The sequence below is a fragment of the Alkalicoccobacillus plakortidis genome (assembly GCF_023703085.1).
Lineage (GTDB): Bacteria > Bacillota > Bacilli > Bacillales > Bacillaceae_D > Alkalicoccobacillus > Alkalicoccobacillus plakortidis.
On record NZ_JAMQJY010000004.1, the window covers coordinates 131,855 to 145,265 of the forward strand.

The following is a 13,411-nucleotide window of genomic DNA, read 5'->3' on the forward strand; positions in this document are numbered from 1 at the left end:
TTGTTATCTCCATTCTACGATTGAGTCAGTATCAAGACGAACAGAAGAATATCCTTCGTCCACTGCTTTACCTATGGAAAGCAGCATAACCGGATAATAGCGCTCCTTATCCATACCAAAAGCTTCTGCAATTTGATCTTTTTCATACCCACCCATTGGATTCGTGTCATAGCCATAAGCACGGGCAACAAGCATTAGCTGCATTGAGATAAGGCTTGCATCTATTACGTTCATTTCTTTTAACTTTTCGTGATCCATTCCAGCGAGTAAACCAGATACAGTTTGTAGCTGTCTTTCTTTTACTTCTGCAGGCATAAATCCTTTATCAACTGCTTGAGTTAGAATCTCTTCCAAATAATCTGGGCTCTGCATGTCAGCAAATACAGCAATGACGGCTGATGACGTTTCTACTTGTGTTTTGTTGAATTTTGCAAGAGGTAATAGTGTTTCTTTTCCTTCAGGTGTATCAACAACAAGGAAACGCCAAGGTTGCAGGTTAACGGATGAAGGAGCTGTTGCTGCTTTAGTTAGGATTTCCTTCATTTCATCGCGAGTAATCGTGACATTTTGATCATACGTGCGAATGGAGCGACGGCCTGTCATAATTTCATTAAAATCGTTCATCTTAGTTGGTTGCATGATTTTTATATCTCCCTTTTTTGGATATTTTCTATATTATTTTGAACGTGCTGTAGCGTTTGATCTAACTGAAGGTATTCTTCTTCTGTTAAACCTTTAAATAATTGTTCAGTAAAGTATCTTCTTTCTTCACAATAGGCTTGTACTCGTGTTCGACCTGCTTCGGTCATTTTAACGAAAGTGACCCGATTATCCTCAGTGGATTTACGTCTTGTGACCATACCCTTTTCTTCTAACTGTTTTAGATGGCGTGTCACAGCTGCATGGTCAATATTTACTTTTTGCTGTAGTTCCTTTTGACTTAATTCTTCAACGTTATAAATCGCATGGATGACTTCAAGACGGGACTGGCTTATACCTGTACACTGTTCAAACTTAGGTGTAAGGCGCTTGTTTATCTCATGTAAACGAAGCAGAACTCGTGCTTTATTCGAATCTTGAGCAGTCAAACTTATACACCTCCAAATTGTTTGATGGGTCAATCATTGACGTATCAAATATTATTCCTTTTCTATCGATCTGTCAATACTTCTGCATCTAGAAGTGAGAAGTCACGATCAATCGCCTTTTTCTAATCCCTATTATGCTCAATTCGTGAGTGGTTTCCTTTGGTAAGCTGTGCTACTATTCTAGTAGAACATACTAATTTCAATTGTTTGGAAGGGAACCTTTATTTATGTCTACAGAGTCTTTGCTTCAGTTAAGTGAAAGCGTTCTATTTATATCGTTTTTTATTTATTTAGTAGCTATTATTCCTTTGGGTTTGTCTATAAAGTCTAAGAAGAGAGTATATTCATATGCTGGAATATCACTAACTCTTATAGGCTTTATTCTTCAGTTGATTTATTTTGGGGCAAGGTGGTCTGTAGCTGGTCATGCTCCCGTCAGTAATTTATATGAGTTTATGACGTTTTTTGGAATCATGCTTATTGCTGGTTTCTTGCTTATTTTCTTTATGTATCGCCAAACGATAATTGGGCTCTTTACGATACCCTTGTCATTAATTATCTTAGGGTATGCTAGTGCCTTCTCTAGCGAAGTCTCACCATTAATTCCCGCACTTCAATCAAACTGGTTGACGATTCATGTGATGACTGTTGCCTTTGCTAGTGCTGTCCTTTCGATAGCCTTTGTAACAAGTGTTCTTTATTTATTGAAAACAAGTGTGCCAGATAAAAAGAACAAATCCAACTTTTTCTTAGAGCTTGTGATGTATGCTTTGGTTGTTGTTTGTGGGTTTATTATCTCAACAACTTTCTTTGGTATGGTAGGAGAAGAGCATGCTTTTCAGTTCCAAAACAAGGATGATGTGACAGAAATCTATGAATATACAATGTATCCAATTACGGTTCCAAATCAATCTGAGGTCATAAATGATGGAAGTCAAACCGGGCTAGTTGAACTTCCTGTCTACATAGATTCTCATAAGGTTAATACTCTATTATGGTCATTTATTATTGGGACAATCCTGTATATCTTGATGCGACTTATAACAAGACGGAAAGTCATTACACTTCTGAAGCCAATAACAAACAAACTCGATGCTTCATTAATGGATGAAATCTCTCACAGAACCATTGTAATTGGCTTTCCGTTGTTTGCATTAGGTGGGCTTGTGTTTGCGATGATTTGGGCACAAATGGCTTGGACACGATTTTGGGGATGGGATCCAAAGGAAGTCTGGGCGTTGATTACATTTTTGGTCTACGCAGTTTACCTGCATCTCCGTTTAAATGATAAGTGGACACCTCAGAAAGCAGCGTGGGTTTCTATTATTGGATTTGCGACGATTATCTTTAACCAGGTATTCGTAAACTTAGTGATTGCAGGATTACATTCATATGCATAACTAGTTGAAGAGTTAAACGTGGAATCCGTACCGCTATACATAGTGGTACGGATTTTTTTGAATAGAGCAATGAATTAGCCCTTTTTTAGTCTCGATCTATTGCTCATATAATATTTTTCCGCATTGTGCTGTGTTATAGCCGCCCAATGCTTTGATCTCTTGCTTGAACTCAGGTGAGTTGAGGATGGTAAGAGTTTGGTCAATAAAAGCTTGATTTGTTTTTGTTTTTAAAAGAACTAAATCATATTGCTCTTCTATTAATGGAATAAAATCCGTATCAACAATTTTTGCTGCCTTCTCAATGCCTACTCCAACATCAGCTTTTCCCTGTTTAACAGTGCTTGCTACATTTAGATGACTGGTTTCTTCATGTTGATATCCGAGAAGCGTACCGGGGTTAATCCCATGAATCTTTAATTGTTCATCCAATAGCACACGCGCCCCAGAACCCTTTTCGCGGTTCGCGAGAATTAAATCCTTTTTTTGGAGGTCACTCCATTTTGTAAGTTGCATTGGATTGTTTGTCTGTACATAGAAACCAAGCTTTTCCTGACGAGAAGATTCACTACTAGATAAGATCTACCTGTTAAAATACGATTTACAAAAGGTAGATTATACGCGCCCGTCTCTCCATCAAATAGGTGGACACTGACAATATCGCCCTTGCCTTGGTACATGGATATTAAACTATTTAGGCTTCCTTGATAAGAGCGGAGTGCTTGTACATCTGTGCTTCGCTCAAGATGTGTGCCTAACAGATCTAGACTCATATCCTGGCCACTAATGACGATTGAGCTTTTGGAGCTAGCAGAACTTTCAGGAACGGTTGATGGTGAAGAGGAAATCATTTTATTTTGATTCTTATATGTGTTCAGGTCCCGAGCGTCTATCCGCATTTGTTTACCAACTCGATAGGCGGGAAGTGTGCCTTTTTTTATAAGGTCGTAAACTGTCAGCTTGGAGACTTTGAGTAATTTGGCGATTTCGTCTGTTGTGTAAGATCCTTCATTCATCTGTATGACCTCACTTTCTCTTATTTCTATTCTATCAAACTTATAAAGGAAGAGAAGTACACATCCTAATTATAACTAAATATATGTACTTATAACTACTTATAACATATAATAAATAGAAAATTGGGAAACTAAGACGGATGTGGTACATATGAAAAAATGGGTTGGACTGAGTTTTGTAATATCAATCGTATTAACTGGCTGTGGATCTGCTAGTTCTTCAACTGAAGAAATCCATGTAATGGCTGCGGCAAGTCTCACGGATGCGTTAGGAGAGATTCAAGAACTCTATGAAAAAGAAGAGAATGTGAAGTTGGTTATTAATTATGGGTCTTCAGGAAAATTACGAGAGCAGATTACACAAGGAGCACCAAGCTGATCTTTTTCTTTCAGCTTCGATCGCTGATATGAATGATCTAGAAGAAGAAGGAGATGTCAATAAATCGGTTAACCTCTTAATGAATCAACTCGTTTTCATTTCAACACCGGAAGCGGCAGATACACTTCGTGAGTGGAGTGATTTAGTCAATGAAGAGATTCAAGGGATTGCGATGGGGCAGCCTGAAAGTGTGCCAAGCAGGAAGGTATTCATTACAAGCATTAGAATCTTTAGAGATGTGGGACGAAGTAAAGGACAATGTCGTCTACGGTTCTGATGTTCGTCAGGTTCTTACTTATGTAGAAACGGGCAACACAGATGTAGGACTTGTTTATCAAACAGATGCCCTTTCTTCTAATGAAATTGAGATTATTGACTCTGCGCCTGAGGGGTCTCATGATCCCATTCACTACCCAATTGCATTACTAGAAGCGGCATCTGATAACATGGCAGCAAATCAATTTTATCAATATTTGCAAACGGAAGAGCCTGTAGGAATTTTCGAATCATATGGGTTTGATCAAGGTAAATAGGGATGGGGACAGAATTTTGGACGCCAATTCTCGTGTCACTAAGAGTGGTTGCTTTAGCCAGTATTTTATCCTTTATCCTTGCTGTGTTAGCAGCGTGGTTTTTAAAGAAAAAGAGCTTCAAAGGAAAAGTGTTTGTCGAAACAATTCTCATGCTGCCTTTGGTGCTGCCTCCAACGGTTATTGGTTTTGGTTTGCTTGTCATCTTTGGGAGAAGGAGTTTTGTAGGTCAATGGTTTGAGCTGTTATTTAATCAGACCATTGTGTTCTCTTACATAGCAGCAGTGATTGCAGCAACAGTTGTTGCCTTCCCATTAATCTATCAAATGCTAATGAATGGCTTTGAATCAGTAGATGATGATCTTGAAGCAGCAGCAAGGCAGATGGGAGCAAGCGAGTGGAAGGTCTTTTATCATGTTACAGTGCCTTTAACTTGGCGATCCTTAGTATCTGGTTATATGTTAGGGTTTGCTCGTGCACTTGGAGAATTTGGGGCAACCATGATGTTTGCTGGTAGTATCGCAGGTCTAACCAGAACAATCCCAACAAGCATCTATATAGCAGTCGAGTCAGGAAATACAGCGATGGCGTATTATTGGGTAATCTCGATTGTGATCTTCGCATTTGGTCTACTTTCAGTTGTACAAAGACTCAAAAAATAGATGATCACTCATTTAAAGCGTACTAACGGAGCTACGTGACGTTTGGTCCTCTGCTATTAGGGTAAACAAACCTTTATAAGATCGTCCCACTTATAATAGGTGGGTTTATCCATTGCCAATCACTAATTAATGTTACAGTTAAGGGCAGTGGTTCATTAACCAAAGTATGTTTTAGGGGTTTTTAAAAAATGCAGGGATCCAGAGAAAATTTTCAATCGATTAAAGATGCAATCTTAACGAGAAAAGAAGATTTGATTAATATGCCTCCTGCTCACTCTATTGTTAGTGACAATACCCTAACGATGCAGTTATCTCCATGGAGAAAGAAATTAATTGAAGTGTACGCAAATTCAATGACAACTGGTCCCAAGATATCTGAGAGTGATATTGAAGAGTGGGGCACAGAAGTTTCAGGATTATTGGTAAATTTACAGTTTCCATTAGATGTTGGGTTAAACGAGATCTCTTATTATCGTAACAGTATAGGTGAAATTGTTAGAGACGAAGCAATTCGTCAAGAGCTAACACTAACAGAGTTTTATTCAATTATCTCTGAATTTGATACTGTGGTAGATCATGCGATTCAAATTGTTAGTCGTTCTTATATGGAAGAATTTCATCGAACAATTGAGACAGCAAAGTATGCCATTGATGAGTTATCGGTCCCAGTAGTGCAGTTAACAAAGGATACTGGTGTGATTCCAATTATAGGAGAAATCGATACAAATCGAGCTCGATATCTTATGTTAAATGCGCTTGATCAAGGTGCAGAAATGGGACTAGATCGACTTATTTTAGATCTATCAGGTGTCAGCGTGGTGGACACAATGGTTGCTGGTCAAATTTTCAAAGTCATGGATTCGCTACGCCTTATTGGAATCGATTGTGTTCTTAGTGGTGTCCGACCAGAAGTGGCTCAAACGATGGTGAACTTAGGCATTAAGGTTGAAGGTAAGGTCTATTCAAGCTTACGTAAAGCGATTGAAGATAAGGCAATTGTTGCGAAATAAAAAGAGTGAACACAGTGTTTCTCCACTGTGTTTTTTTATATGGCTGAAGGATGTGTTGACAATTTATTTAGTTGTAACTATAATGGTTACAACAAGAGGTGATTGATATGAAAATTAGTTCAAGATTTTCTGTTGCCGTTCATATTGGTACACTACTAGCATTCAACAACTCTTCTAGGATTACTTCAGATTGGATTGCAGGTAGTGTGAATACCAATCCAGTTGTGATTCGACGTATTCTCTCACAACTTAAAAAAGCTGATATAGTAGATGTGAAAAGTGGCGCTTGGGGAGCAACCTTAAAGAAAGCACCTGAGGATATTCGTTTGCTTGATTTTTATCAAGCCGTACAATCTGTTCCTGATGATGGATTATTTCATATCCATGAAAATCCAAATCCAGATTGTCACGTTGGGGCAAATATTCAAGGGATTCTTGATTTGCTGCTCACTAAAGCTCAATCAGCCATGGAGAATGTATTAGCCGAAATGACGTTGCAGGATGTATTGACGAGTTTTCCGGAAAAAATCAAATGAGATTTTTTCTTTTTTTACCCCTTGTGTAACCAAGGTAGTTACAACTAAAATAGGAGTGATATAGAATGAAAGTAGCAGTAATTGGAGCAACAGGTAAAGCAGGAAATCTTATTGTAGAGGAATTAAAAGAACGTGGTCACGAGGTAACGGCAATTATTCGTAATGCAAAAAAACTTAATATAACAGGTGTACATGTACTTGAAAAGGATGCATTTGAACTAGATGCTACTGATATAAAACCATTTGAAGCAGTTGTAAATGCGTTAGGGTTCCCACCTGATCAATCTGATAAGCATGTAACATTCGGACGTCATCTCATTGATCTTTTTAGTGAAGTGAAAAGCACACGTTTGTTAGTTGTGGGTGGGGCTGGTAGTTTGTATGTTGACAAAGAGCACACCACACAATTAATTGACACACCTGAATTTCCAGATGCTTATAAACCAATTGCAGCAGGTCAAGGGACTAACTTAGCTGATCTGAGAGAAGTTTCAGCATTCGATTGGACATTTGTGAGTCCGGCAGCTGATTTTCGTGCGGATGGTTCTCGTACAGGTACTTATACAAAAGGCGCAGAGGAATTCTTCTTTAATAAAGCTGGTAACAGCTACATTAGTTATGCAGATTATGCCGTTGCGATGGCTGATGAAGTTGAGAATGCATCTGTGCTTAAAGGTCGTTTTGCTGTAGTCGGAGAAGAATCATAAGAATGAAAAAGAAGCCTTGATTTTGTGAGGCTTCTTTTTTGTTTCTAATTGGGATATGGTAAGGTAAAAGAAAGTCTAGGAGGGTATGATATGGCTATAGGACAGTTAGAGAAATTATATCTTCTAAAATTAGTTGAAAATCAAGAAACATACACAAACTTTATAGTAAGCGAGATGAATGATCACGTTTTAAGAATTGCGGTAATGAATGGCGAGTTTCATTGGCATAAGCATGATGATTGTGATGAAATGTTCTATGTTTTAGAGGGTGAATTATTTATCGATCTTGAAGAAAACGAAACAGTGTCTCTTAAAGTAGGGGATATGTTCACGGTTCCAGCAGGTGTTATGCATCGAACGAGATCTAATCAACGAACAGTCAATCTTTGTTTTGAGAAAAAAGAAAATGATATAAATGGATAAGAAATAGTTATCTTTCTACAAATATGCTAATAGGGACGTTGCAATGTGAAAATAAATAAACAAACTTACGATGTCGCCAATCGCAGTTACAAAGGGACCTGATGCTATTGCGGGGTCTAGCTTACACTTGTTAATGATTAATGGCGTGGCAGCTCCGACTAGACAAGTAATAGACAAGGACAAACATATAGATATGCCTACAATAACGCCGAGCAACCAATTCCCCTGTAAAAAAGGTGAAACTGTAATAATTAGCGCAATCACGAGACCGCAAAGTAGACCTGTAAGTATGCCAGTACCGAGTTGTTTTTTTAATAAATGAAAGACACTTCCCCTATCAATTGATCCAAGTGTTAGTCCTCTAACCACTACAGCTAAGGACTGTGTGCCAATATTACCTGCTGACCCCATAATCATTGGAATAAAGGTTGCAAGAATGACAACAGATTCTAATGTTTGTTCAAAATGTTGAATGACTCCACCCGTTAACAAACCTAAAAGCATTAAAAGTATTAACCATGGTGCTCTTTTTTTGCAGCCATAAATGGGGAAAGTGTTAGGTCCGTCGCTCCCCTCACAGCTGCTAGTTCTCCAATATCTTCCGTTGTTTCCTCTTCCATAACATCTATGACATCATCAACTGTAATAATTCCGATTAACTGAGCTTGATCATTGATGACAGGTAAGGCTAATAAATCATGCCTCTTAATGAGTTCTGCAACAATTTCTTGATCCTCGCCACTCCGAACGAAATGGATTGAGGGACTCATCATTTCTGTAACGACAATATGAGCATCTGAAATAATGAGCTGCCTTAACGACAATACACCTGCGAGCTTTTGCTGGTCATCTGTCACATACAAATAGTAAATCGTTTCAGCATCAGGTCTTTTCTTTTTTAACAAACTAATTACGTCTCCTACTGTGAATGAGGATGGGATGGAGAGATATTCATCTGTCATCAAAGAGCCTGCTGTTTGATCCTTATTTAATTCATTCATCTGGTTTTCCTCCTTTTTACAGATCTAAGGAAACAGAAAAGAGGCATCTTCAACGAATGAAGACACCTCCAGAAAAAACGTATAGAAAAATCATGTACCTACATAGATAGACTATCATTTAAACGTTTATAGACCTCATTCGTAGAGCTTTAGCACTGTGTGGCATAGGGAATACCAGCTACGTTAAAAACCACCTTAGCTCGATGGTTCTTGTTGACCCGTTGGCGTCTTTCGATGTTTCCGGGCAGCAGCGTATCTCCAACACAGGAGCCTCACCTAACGATCCTATATTCTGTTACCCTTTTATGGTAGGGAAATATAGTCATATTGTCAATGGTTAAGCTGATTCATTTACTTGAGCTTTTCTTGTTTGCTTCGACGAACCAAAAGTGCTAAAACAACAGCAGCACAGGCAAAGTAAAAACCAGTAGAAAAGCTTAGCTGAGATCCAACCGTCAATGCGTCAGCTATATCAAGGTCTGTTGGGTTATTAATATCAGCTAAATAATTTTGTTGTCCATTCTCCAATATTGCAATAAATAAGGCAGCACCGATTGCACCTGATACCTGCATCAATGTACTTGCAATCGCCGTCCCGTGTGGATAGAGCTTAGTAGGTAATTGATTTAACCCGTTTGTTTGGGATGGCATCATAATCATTGCAATAGAAATCATTAGAAATGAATGTTGCAAAATGATGACCCAGATTGGTACACCTGGTGTTGAGAAACGGTATGTGAATACAGTTATTGCAAGAAGAATGGTTCCTGGAATAAGGATTGGACGTGGCCCAAATTTATCAAAAAGCCGTCCCATAATTGGAGACATGGCTCCGTTTATTAATCCTCCAGGTAGCATAACCAAACCAGTGGCAATCGCAGTAAATGCTAGAGCTCCTTGCATATACATCGGTAATACAAGCATCATGGCAAACATCGTCATCATGACAAGCATAATGAGAAGTAAACCAACTAAAAACATAGGGTACTTGAATACGCGTATATCGAGCATCGGTTTTTCTAACGTCAGTTGTCTCCAAGCTAAATAATGCGAGCGAAACAAATCCAACAATTAAACAAGAGAAAACAACGGGATCTGCAAAGCTGGCATCGCCCTTCCAAGCTGCGCTGAATCCATAGACAATACCTCCAAATCCAAGTGTTGATAGAATAAAAGAAAGCACGTCAAGTTTAGGTCTAGAAACTTCCGTAACATTTTTTAAGATTTTGATTCCAAATAATAATGAAAAGATGGAGATTGGAATGACAAAGTAGAACAACAAGCGCCATGATAGATTTTCAACAATTAACCCCGATACAGTTGGGCCAATTGCAGGAGCAAACATGATCACAAGGCCAACCATTCCCATGGCCGCACCGCGACGCTCAATTGGAATAACTGATAAGATAACGTTTGTCAAAAGTGGAATCATAATGGCCGTTGCAATCGCCTGTATTAATCGACCAATCAATAATACGGAGAAAATAGGGCTGATTCCTGCTACTAGTGTACCTAGAGTAAATAAAGACATCGCCGTAATAAATAACTGACGAGTCGTAAATCGTTGCATAAAATAAGCAGAGATTGGGATTAATGTCCCAATAATAAGCATGTAGCCCGTTACTAACCATTGAACGGTACTGTACGCAACATTAAACTCACTCATAATTGCATTTAAAGCTACATTTAGAATCGTTTCATTTAAAATAGCCACAAATGCACCAGACAGTAATACAGCAAGTAGCGGTACCACTTTGATCTTTGGTATTTCTTTTTTTACATTTATTTGTTCTGTATGTCCAACGTCCACATACATTCCTCCCTACATTACATTTACGAAACGGTATCGTTTCCTAAAGTATCGTACCACCACTAATAATGAAACGCAATCGTTTCGTATTTTGTTTACAATAAAAAAATGGTATGATGGATTTGGTAAGTTCATGCTCAAAAGGGGGAATCAACATTGAATGATAGCGTTCATCACCATGATGAAGAGAACAAACGGGGAAGACCAATGGATCTAACTCGTAATCAGGTCATCATAGACAAAACCCTAGAGCTCCTGGCAGAAGTAGGCTTTGACTCACTTACAATTGAGGCCATTGCTCATCAAGCAAAGGTAGGAAAAGCAACGATTTATCGTAGATGGTCGTCAAAAGAAGAGCTCGTCATTGATGCAGTCTCATCTACTAGTCCGTTTGAGTCGTTTATGGATAGAATAGATTTTGATAAAAATATACGGGAGCAGTTAATTGATTTGCTTTGTTTTTGTTTCCGGGAAGAACACGAAGTCCACCAGCAGGCAATGACAGCAATTGGTTCAGCACTGCCGCATAATAAGGAGCTAGAGCAAGGGCTTCATAATAACTTTTACCAAAAGCTTCGAGCTGCTATTTTAACGGTTCTAGAACCATTTCTAAAGGAAGATCACGCGCTTGAACCAGATGAATTAGATTTGCTAGTCGATATTGGACCAAGCTTTAATCATCTATCGTATGTATTTAATGCGTAAACCTTTCGATCGTAAGTATATCGAGAATATTGTGGATCATTTGATGTTATCGATGCTAGAAACACATCTTAAAAGATCATGATAAAAGCCCTCAACACAGTGTGTTAAGGGCTTAATAGTGTCCACGTCTAAACTTTATCAATGACATACGCATTTTTAGTGCGATAATATTTTTCTCCATCTTCTGCGGAGTGCTCAAAATAACCTTCAAATGCTTGTACAATTCTAAACTGTCTCTCAGGATTAGCGAACAGTTGATTCTCATTGGAAGATAGAATAACAGCATCTGATTTAGAAATAAATTGATCGATCTCTGCCGCTTTATAGTTTACTCCTACTTCGAGTTCATTTACCTTACTCAAAATAAAAACCTCCCTGTTAATCTAATTCTTTATTCTATATTTATTGCCATTACCGTTTAAAGAAAAAATAAAACATGTAATAAGAAGTAAGAGTAAGTTGTTATATATAGGTCTATAACAATAAGTCATAAAACCTTTTCCGCAGTGGAAAAGGTTTTATAACTTATTGTTCGTTAGAAAGCCCATCAGCCCAAGCTTTAAGCTTCTTTACAGGGAAGTACACTTGTCCATTAACTTTAATATGAGGAACAGAAGGATAGTCTTTCACAAGAGCCTTTGCATCTTCTTTTGAAATACCTATGTAATCGTGAACTTGATTTTCTTTTATTAGCTTCGGTGGTCCCCACTCATCATCCTCTGTAAAACGACTGAGAAGAGATTTAGCGTTTGGATTGTTAAAATTTTTTAATCCATCTCCTATAAAATAAGCAGCCCCAACCATTCCAACTGCTAGCCAAAAAAATTCATGCATCATGTCATTCCCCTAACCATTTATTTTTGTTAATCATACCATGTATACCCATATTAAGGTAGAATGGATGTGGAAAGGGGTTGGGTGGAGAATTGGATATTGTTGAGATACATGAGCTAGAAAGACATGAAGTTAAAGATTTTTTCAAAACACATTGGGGTTCAGATGAGATGGTTATATCAAGTGGAATCTTTACCTGCAGTGAACTAGATGGTTTTCTCACTCGAGACCGATCAGGCGATATAAATGGTTTAATTACATATGTAATAAGGCAAGAGACATGTGAAATGATTTCTTTAGATAGTGTGATGGAGGGAAAAGGCATAGGCTCAGCACTTCTTCATGCTGTGGAGAATAGAGCACGAAACCAAGGTTGCTCGATTATCAAGTTAGTTACAACAAATGATAATATGAGAGCGTTGAGTTTTTATCAGAAGCGAGAGTATCGCCTTTCACGAATTATAAAAGATGCAGTGACAGAAGCAAGAAAACAAAAGCCAGAAATCCCATTGATCGGGTACCATGGGATTCCATTATTTGATGAGATTGAGCTAGTTAAGGAGCTTGGTGGCAATGAAACAAAATAAATATGATGAACTAGATTTTTTTAACGCGTACGCACAGATGTCTCGTTCTATTCATGGATTGAAGGCAGCTTGGGAGTGGCATGTGTTAAAGGAATTAATGCCGAACCTGAAGGACAAACGAGTTTTAGATTTGGGCTGTGGCTATGGCTGGCACTGCGGGTATGCTGAGTCAAATGGAGCAGCTTCAGTAATCGGCGTAGATTTATCAAAAAAAATGCTGGAGAAAGCGCAGGAATTACACGGGTCAAAAAACATATCATTTCTGAATAAGTCCATAGAGGAAGTTACTTTTCCACAGAGTTCATTTGATGTTGTGATAAGTTCATTGGCTCTGCATTATGTGAAGGATTATCGTGAAGTGGTCCATAATGTGTATGATCTGTTGGCGGAAGGTGGAACCTTTTTATTTTCCGTTGAACATCCAATCTTTACATCGCGTCCGGAACAAGACTGGTATGTGAATGAAAAAGAAGAGATTCTACATTGGCCAATCGATTCTTATCAAGAAGAAGATAGAAGAGAGACAAGTTTTTTAACCAACGATGTCGTAAAATATCACCGAACCATCTCAACATATATAAATGAATTGATTAGTGCTGGTTTTATCATTCAGGCAGTGGAGGAACCAAAACCAACTGAAGAAGCACTTAAGGAATCGGTGGAAATGAGAGATGAGCTGAGAAGGCCGATGTTTTTGATGGTGTTGGTTCGTAAGGCGTAGACATA

General features: G+C 38.3%; 19 protein-coding genes, 2 pseudogenes and 1 riboswitch. Of the genes and pseudogenes, 12 read left to right on the forward strand and 9 right to left on the reverse strand.

Features of this window, described 5'->3' with window-relative positions:
* Positions 1 to 3: 3 nt before the first annotated feature.
* Together NDM98_RS20125 and NDM98_RS20130 are read right to left on the reverse strand one after the other, a co-directional pair.
* A complete protein-coding gene (locus tag NDM98_RS20125) occupies positions 4 to 639 on the reverse strand; it encodes a nitroreductase family protein (RefSeq protein ID WP_251611327.1) in 636 nt (211 codons plus the stop codon).
* A 5-nt stretch (positions 640 to 644) separates the two neighbouring features.
* Positions 645 to 1,088, reverse strand: coding sequence for a MarR family winged helix-turn-helix transcriptional regulator (locus NDM98_RS20130; protein WP_251611328.1), 444 nt, complete (start codon positions 1,086 to 1,088; stop codon positions 645 to 647).
* Between the two features lie 227 nt (positions 1,089 to 1,315).
* Here NDM98_RS20130 and ccsB point away from each other — a divergent pair, with 227 nt between their 5' ends.
* Positions 1,316 to 2,488 carry a c-type cytochrome biogenesis protein CcsB gene (gene ccsB / locus NDM98_RS20135; protein WP_251611329.1) on the forward strand — a complete coding sequence of 391 codons (1,173 nt, stop codon included), beginning with the start codon at positions 1,316 to 1,318 and terminating at the stop codon, positions 2,486 to 2,488.
* A gap of 96 nt (positions 2,489 to 2,584) precedes the next feature.
* On the opposite strand, the pseudogene NDM98_RS20140 reads toward ccsB, so the two are convergent.
* Positions 2,585 to 3,501 (reverse strand): annotated as a pseudogene (locus NDM98_RS20140) (helix-turn-helix transcriptional regulator).
* Positions 3,502 to 3,652: 151 nt separating this feature from the next.
* Between NDM98_RS20140 and NDM98_RS20145 the strand changes: the two are divergent.
* The 8 genes and pseudogenes from NDM98_RS20145 to NDM98_RS20175 all read left to right on the forward strand — a co-directional run bounded on the left by NDM98_RS20145 (position 3,653) and on the right by NDM98_RS20175 (position 7,748).
* Positions 3,653 to 3,880, forward strand: coding sequence for a molybdate ABC transporter substrate-binding protein (locus tag NDM98_RS20145; protein ID WP_251611330.1), 228 nt, complete (start codon positions 3,653 to 3,655; stop codon positions 3,878 to 3,880).
* 28 nt (positions 3,881 to 3,908) lie between these two features.
* Positions 3,909 to 4,013, forward strand: a pseudogene (locus NDM98_RS24765) (hypothetical protein); the annotation flags it as partial.
* Positions 4,014 to 4,029: 16 nt separating this feature from the next.
* Positions 4,030 to 4,413, forward strand: a complete 384-nt coding sequence (gene modA, locus NDM98_RS20150) for a molybdate ABC transporter substrate-binding protein (protein WP_251611331.1) — start codon at positions 4,030 to 4,032, stop codon at positions 4,411 to 4,413.
* Between the two features lie 2 nt (positions 4,414 to 4,415).
* On the forward strand, positions 4,416 to 5,072 hold the full coding sequence (gene modB, locus NDM98_RS20155; RefSeq protein ID WP_251611332.1) for a molybdate ABC transporter permease subunit: 657 nt from the start codon (positions 4,416 to 4,418) through the stop codon (positions 5,070 to 5,072).
* A 188-nt stretch (positions 5,073 to 5,260) separates the two neighbouring features.
* Positions 5,261 to 6,082: an STAS domain-containing protein gene (locus tag NDM98_RS20160; RefSeq protein WP_251611333.1), complete on the forward strand. Its 822-nt coding sequence runs from the start codon at positions 5,261 to 5,263 to the stop codon at positions 6,080 to 6,082.
* A 107-nt stretch (positions 6,083 to 6,189) separates the two neighbouring features.
* Positions 6,190 to 6,618, forward strand: a complete 429-nt coding sequence (locus tag NDM98_RS20165) for an Rrf2 family transcriptional regulator (protein ID WP_251611334.1) — start codon at positions 6,190 to 6,192, stop codon at positions 6,616 to 6,618.
* A 65-nt stretch (positions 6,619 to 6,683) separates the two neighbouring features.
* Entirely contained in the window at positions 6,684 to 7,325 is a 642-nt protein-coding gene (locus NDM98_RS20170) for an NAD(P)-dependent oxidoreductase (RefSeq protein WP_251611335.1), read from the forward strand.
* A 90-nt stretch (positions 7,326 to 7,415) separates the two neighbouring features.
* Positions 7,416 to 7,748 (forward strand): cupin domain-containing protein, encoded by a 333-nt coding sequence (locus NDM98_RS20175; RefSeq protein WP_251611336.1) that lies wholly within the window; start codon positions 7,416 to 7,418, stop codon positions 7,746 to 7,748.
* Positions 7,749 to 7,763: 15 nt separating this feature from the next.
* On the opposite strand, the gene NDM98_RS20180 is transcribed toward NDM98_RS20175, so the two are convergent.
* From NDM98_RS20180 to NDM98_RS24335, 4 genes are all read right to left on the reverse strand, one after another.
* Positions 7,764 to 8,252: a magnesium transporter gene (locus NDM98_RS20180; RefSeq protein WP_251611337.1), complete on the reverse strand. Its 489-nt coding sequence runs from the start codon at positions 8,250 to 8,252 to the stop codon at positions 7,764 to 7,766.
* A gap of 8 nt (positions 8,253 to 8,260) precedes the next feature.
* Complete coding sequence (locus NDM98_RS20185; protein ID WP_251611338.1) at positions 8,261 to 8,749, reverse strand: CBS domain-containing protein; 489 nt, start codon at positions 8,747 to 8,749, stop codon at positions 8,261 to 8,263.
* A 127-nt stretch (positions 8,750 to 8,876) separates the two neighbouring features.
* Positions 8,877 to 9,040: riboswitch (M-box (ykoK) riboswitch) on the reverse strand.
* Between the two features lie 60 nt (positions 9,041 to 9,100).
* Positions 9,101 to 9,658, reverse strand: coding sequence for an MFS transporter (locus tag NDM98_RS24330; protein WP_373370433.1), 558 nt, complete (start codon positions 9,656 to 9,658; stop codon positions 9,101 to 9,103).
* Complete coding sequence (locus NDM98_RS24335; protein ID WP_373370432.1) at positions 9,549 to 10,559, reverse strand: MFS transporter; 1,011 nt, start codon at positions 10,557 to 10,559, stop codon at positions 9,549 to 9,551. The genes NDM98_RS24330 and NDM98_RS24335 overlap by 110 nt, the downstream gene beginning before the upstream one ends.
* Before the next feature lie 156 nt (positions 10,560 to 10,715).
* Here NDM98_RS24335 and NDM98_RS20195 point away from each other — a divergent pair, with 156 nt between their 5' ends.
* Positions 10,716 to 11,264, forward strand: a complete 549-nt coding sequence (locus tag NDM98_RS20195) for a TetR/AcrR family transcriptional regulator (RefSeq protein ID WP_251611339.1) — start codon at positions 10,716 to 10,718, stop codon at positions 11,262 to 11,264.
* 128 nt (positions 11,265 to 11,392) lie between these two features.
* Here the strand turns inward: NDM98_RS20195 and NDM98_RS20200 are convergent, their stop codons facing one another.
* Together NDM98_RS20200 and NDM98_RS20205 are read right to left on the reverse strand one after the other, a co-directional pair.
* On the reverse strand, positions 11,393 to 11,626 hold the full coding sequence (locus tag NDM98_RS20200) for a hypothetical protein (RefSeq protein ID WP_251611340.1): 234 nt from the start codon (positions 11,624 to 11,626) through the stop codon (positions 11,393 to 11,395).
* 163 nt (positions 11,627 to 11,789) lie between these two features.
* The gene (locus NDM98_RS20205) at positions 11,790 to 12,101 is read right to left on the reverse strand and encodes a DNA-binding protein (protein WP_251611341.1); all 312 of its coding nucleotides are present in this window, start codon (positions 12,099 to 12,101) and stop codon (positions 11,790 to 11,792) included.
* Between the two features lie 89 nt (positions 12,102 to 12,190).
* On the opposite strand from NDM98_RS20205, the gene NDM98_RS20210 reads away from it, so the two are divergent.
* Together NDM98_RS20210 and NDM98_RS20215 are read left to right on the forward strand one after the other, a co-directional pair.
* Complete coding sequence (locus tag NDM98_RS20210; protein ID WP_251611403.1) at positions 12,191 to 12,685, forward strand: GNAT family N-acetyltransferase; 495 nt, start codon at positions 12,191 to 12,193, stop codon at positions 12,683 to 12,685.
* Positions 12,672 to 13,406 carry a class I SAM-dependent methyltransferase gene (locus tag NDM98_RS20215; RefSeq protein WP_251611342.1) on the forward strand — a complete coding sequence of 245 codons (735 nt, stop codon included), beginning with the start codon at positions 12,672 to 12,674 and terminating at the stop codon, positions 13,404 to 13,406. The genes NDM98_RS20210 and NDM98_RS20215 overlap by 14 nt, the downstream gene beginning before the upstream one ends.
* Positions 13,407 to 13,411 lie beyond the last annotated feature (5 nt).

Excerpts from the sequence above, each read along its gene's own strand:
- NDM98_RS20125 (WP_251611327.1), bottom strand. The coding sequence starts at position 639 with ATGCAACCAACTAAGATGAACGATTTTAATGAAATTATGACAGGCCGT.
- NDM98_RS20175 (WP_251611336.1), top strand. The coding sequence starts at position 7,416 with ATGGCTATAGGACAGTTAGAGAAATTATATCTTCTAAAATTAGTTGAA.
- modB (WP_251611332.1), top strand. The coding sequence starts at position 4,416 with ATGGGGACAGAATTTTGGACGCCAATTCTCGTGTCACTAAGAGTGGTT.
- NDM98_RS20145 (WP_251611330.1), top strand. The coding sequence starts at position 3,653 with ATGAAAAAATGGGTTGGACTGAGTTTTGTAATATCAATCGTATTAACT.
- NDM98_RS20180 (WP_251611337.1), bottom strand. The coding sequence starts at position 8,252 with ATGCTTTTAGGTTTGTTAACGGGTGGAGTCATTCAACATTTTGAACAA.
- NDM98_RS20185 (WP_251611338.1), bottom strand. The coding sequence starts at position 8,749 with ATGAATGAATTAAATAAGGATCAAACAGCAGGCTCTTTGATGACAGAT.
- NDM98_RS20205 (WP_251611341.1), bottom strand. The coding sequence starts at position 12,101 with ATGATGCATGAATTTTTTTGGCTAGCAGTTGGAATGGTTGGGGCTGCT.
- NDM98_RS20160 (WP_251611333.1), top strand. The coding sequence starts at position 5,261 with ATGCAGGGATCCAGAGAAAATTTTCAATCGATTAAAGATGCAATCTTA.
- NDM98_RS20170 (WP_251611335.1), top strand. The coding sequence starts at position 6,684 with ATGAAAGTAGCAGTAATTGGAGCAACAGGTAAAGCAGGAAATCTTATT.
- NDM98_RS20165 (WP_251611334.1), top strand. The coding sequence starts at position 6,190 with ATGAAAATTAGTTCAAGATTTTCTGTTGCCGTTCATATTGGTACACTA.
- NDM98_RS24330 (WP_373370433.1), bottom strand. The coding sequence starts at position 9,658 with ATGTATATGCAAGGAGCTCTAGCATTTACTGCGATTGCCACTGGTTTG.
- ccsB (WP_251611329.1), top strand. The coding sequence starts at position 1,316 with ATGTCTACAGAGTCTTTGCTTCAGTTAAGTGAAAGCGTTCTATTTATA.
- NDM98_RS20215 (WP_251611342.1), top strand. The coding sequence starts at position 12,672 with ATGAAACAAAATAAATATGATGAACTAGATTTTTTTAACGCGTACGCA.
- modA (WP_251611331.1), top strand. The coding sequence starts at position 4,030 with ATGAAGAGATTCAAGGGATTGCGATGGGGCAGCCTGAAAGTGTGCCAA.